This is a genomic window from Salipaludibacillus sp. CUR1, from assembly GCF_021028955.1.
In the GTDB taxonomy this organism is placed as follows: Bacteria; Bacillota; Bacilli; order Bacillales; family Salisediminibacteriaceae; genus Salipaludibacillus.
In genome coordinates, this window is the sequence record NZ_JAIWPE010000070.1 from 1 (window position 1) to 3,448 (window position 3,448).

The following is a 3,448-nucleotide window of genomic DNA, read 5'->3' on the forward strand; positions in this document are numbered from 1 at the left end:
CTCCGGCTTCCTTCAGATTCCGAGTCGCCTCGGACACCCTTGCTTTTGGCTAATGGCTACAACGATCTTCGCCATTTGGGACTTGAACCCTAGAGCGTATGCACATGCCGGGCACACCTATAATGAGCCAGGATGTAACATATCCTGGCTCTTTTTTTGATTGTGAACTGCATCAAATATTTTACCGAGTGCATCAAATATCCTCGTCAGTGCATCAAAAAAAACTAATTTCTTAATTTCCGCAGTGCTCCCCTCCTTTTTCCAGAAAACATAAATCATCTACCTGACTCAATTTAACCATCTTTCAAAACACTCACATAGATAGCCCCGTGATACGGAGATTGTATTCCTTTTACTATAATTTTTTCACAATTATTTAATAAGTCTTATTACCTCTAGTAACTCTATTAATTTTAAAAAATTGAAAGTTTATCCAACAAATATGAGACAAAGTACATAATTTTTGATAAAATTTACAATTGTGCGCTAAAGATACATAATTTATGGGGGTTAATGTCTATGAAGAAAGTTTCAGTAATGTTATTTGCAAGTTTGGTTTTAGCGGGATGTAGTGATGAAGGACAAGGAGAGGAATTAAATACAGAAAACAATTCTGTAAATAACGCCGAAGAAGTAAGCAACGAAGAAACAAACAATGACCTTGAGGAAGACAGCAACGAAACAAATAACACAGACAATAATGGAGACAGCAATTCATCTGATAACAATAATACCGCTGCCCATAATAACAATGAAGATGAAGGAATGGACGAAGAAGAAACAACTTTAGATTCTTTCTCAGATGAAGAACAAGAAATGATTAACTTTGTGGTCGATAAATATCATGGAACTGAATATCCAGAGTATATGGAACCACCAGAAGGTGACCAGGAACACACTGTTTTAGAAGAGACTTTCTTAATCAGAGAAGATGACCAAGGGACAAGGGTGTCTTTTACAGATGAAGTGGGATTTGAGAATGGAGACACGGGATACTTGACTCACCTTTCTTGGTTATCTTATAACGAAGGAAATATTGAGGAAGTTCATTATGAAGACGACCCTCTTCACAGTCTTAACGGAGTGACGGCACAACCTCATTTTCATTATTTCTTAGACAAAGCTGAAGATTTGGCAGAAACAGCCTTCCCCCAACTATTTGACGAGTATCACGGAGATGTGGAATATGATGAAGATAAATTGAAGGAAGAGTTTGTAACTGAATCTCTTTTTGACTATTATTTAGAAAATACTACCGCTGAAGGTTTAGGTAAGTTAAAAGAATTTAGCTTATCTAGAGGGAGTGTTTATACTAACTACATAGACGCAAATGAAATCTATCAAAATGTTATTGGAGAAATTGATGTAGTGAGAGAAGTCTCTGGAGAAGTCATTGAAGAATCTGTCTATTATGTGGTTGAATTTACAAACCATGAAAGTAAAGATAAGGGCTTTTATATCTATGCTCTTTACTTCCCTTTGGAAAAACCATCTTACATCCCATAATTATAATTAAAAGGAGACTTCCCCAGTCTCCTTTTTTTGCCGACATTTTCTTTTAAAATTTATAACCTATATCATCAAACACTGCCCCCAAGGCTTCCACTTCATGTGATTAGCTGGCACAATTTAAGGCCTGATAAATGTGCGATTCATATCTATCGCCGCTCCGCTATATTGCCAGCAGCCTTCCCCTTCCTTAGCAGTAATTTGGTTTCCATCCTTTTCAAACGTCATAAAACAGTCTACTTCTCCAGGCAAATGTGTCGCTGTATTTCCATCTTTTGCAGCGTAACCTTCAATACCTGCAACATGAGTAGTCGCTACATGCAGCTCAAAATCAAATCCTGTGTCATCTTCATTATAAATCTTCAAATAGCCGTTTATGCCCTCTCCCAGCACGTCCCACTCTCCCTGCCACTGGTTAGAAGAGTCATCGCTGTTACCATTACTGGAGGATTCTCCATCAGAACCGTTCTCAGACGCTCCCTCTACATCCTCCCTTTCTTCAACTCCTGCTTCCTCAGCTGATTCTGTAAGCATGATATAAAACAGTTCGTCGTCATGTGTTTCTACAATTAATTGATATGCCCCGGTTCTATATTCCATTATATAAGTGTTGTCATACATTGGATCGGCATATTCCACGTCCGGTTCTCCAAACACCTCGTAAATATCATCCACATCGCCATCAATATAATCACTGAAAATCAGCATATTGGTAAATTCTCTTTCTCCGGAATAAATATAAGGGAATAAATAGGCTGAGGCCCCGTAAACATAAGTCTCTGCTCCTCCAAACCAATCACTAATCTCAGATGGTTCCCCCTTTTCCTCCACCAGCGCTTCATAGCTAGTTCCAAGGGGATGACTGACAGTTGGCAGCCTCCCTTCTGCCCCTAACGTTAACCATTGCTCATCAACCGGAATAAACGCGTAAGGAAAATATTCTTCAGGATCATTTACCCAGGATTCATAAAGCTCTCTGCCAAACTCCAGACCTTCATAATAAGTCTCATTATTATAAAGCTTTTGATCTTTCAGCTTAATAGACAAAGAACTTCTGTCCACTTCCCACGTATTAAACAACCAGCCGTTTTGTTGTTCAGAGCCTTCTTTATACACAGCCGTCTGGTAAATGTCTTCTTCTACATACTTAAATTTACCATCATAAGACACTATTGAGTCGTCTCCAGTGCTGATCTCCTTCAGTACGCCTTCTTCGACAGCCATTAATTCAACTAAGTACTTGCCGTTTTCTTCTTTTTGATTTATAACAATCAGGTCATCATTATTTTCCTCATTGACGGTGTAAACCATTTCCTCTCCGTCAAAAAAAGTAAGGAAACGCCCGCCCAAAATGTTACCGCTGTTCTCACCTGATTTTAAAAGAACAAATTCATAATTCCCTTCAAAATATGTATCTCCCTTTTCATCTGCAGATGAATCCTCTTCCAGCTGTTTTTCTTCTTCATCTTCAGCATAGATGAAAAGAAAAGAGTCATTCTTTAACTCCAGCGCATATCTGCTCTCTTCTTCAAGAAGATCAACATCAACGCCATTGTCCTCTTTTTCATCCTCTTCATTTTTCTCTTCGTTTTCCTCTTGTTCAATTTCTTCGTTCAATTCATTATTACCGGCTTCCGCCGCACCTCCAGCAGTACCTTCTTCTGCCGTCCCGCAAGCAGAAATAATTAAAATTAACCCCATTAAAACAATTAAACTTTTAAAAATGTTCATAAATAGTCCCCTTTTTACAATACTTTTTAACCATGCTAATTATACTATATTTTAAATCCATAAACTACAATTAATAGTTTTTTTATCCAATAAAACAATAATTTATTCTTAACATATACTAAAATTAAATAAATTTATAACTTCACCAACTACCAATCAACTAAGTATTTACACCTAATAAATAGTTAATATTTGTTGTTGCGTTTAT

Annotated in this window: 2 protein-coding genes; one reads left to right on the forward strand and one right to left on the reverse strand. The window is 37.4% G+C overall.

Features of this window, described 5'->3' with window-relative positions; all coding sequences use genetic code 11:
* Positions 1–519 precede the first annotated feature (519 nt).
* Positions 520–1,506: a hypothetical protein gene (locus K8O68_RS15200; protein ID WP_230897710.1), complete on the forward strand. Its 987-nt coding sequence runs from the start codon at positions 520–522 to the stop codon at positions 1,504–1,506.
* Between the two features lie 123 nt (positions 1,507–1,629).
* On the opposite strand, the gene K8O68_RS15205 is transcribed toward K8O68_RS15200, so the two are convergent.
* Positions 1,630–3,240: a hypothetical protein gene (locus K8O68_RS15205; protein WP_230897711.1), complete on the reverse strand. Its 1,611-nt coding sequence runs from the start codon at positions 3,238–3,240 to the stop codon at positions 1,630–1,632.
* Between the last annotated feature and the right edge of the window lie 208 nt (positions 3,241–3,448).

Excerpts from the sequence above, each read along its gene's own strand:
- K8O68_RS15200 (WP_230897710.1), top strand. The coding sequence starts at position 520 with ATGAAGAAAGTTTCAGTAATGTTATTTGCAAGTTTGGTTTTAGCGGGA.
- K8O68_RS15205 (WP_230897711.1), bottom strand. The coding sequence starts at position 3,240 with ATGAACATTTTTAAAAGTTTAATTGTTTTAATGGGGTTAATTTTAATT.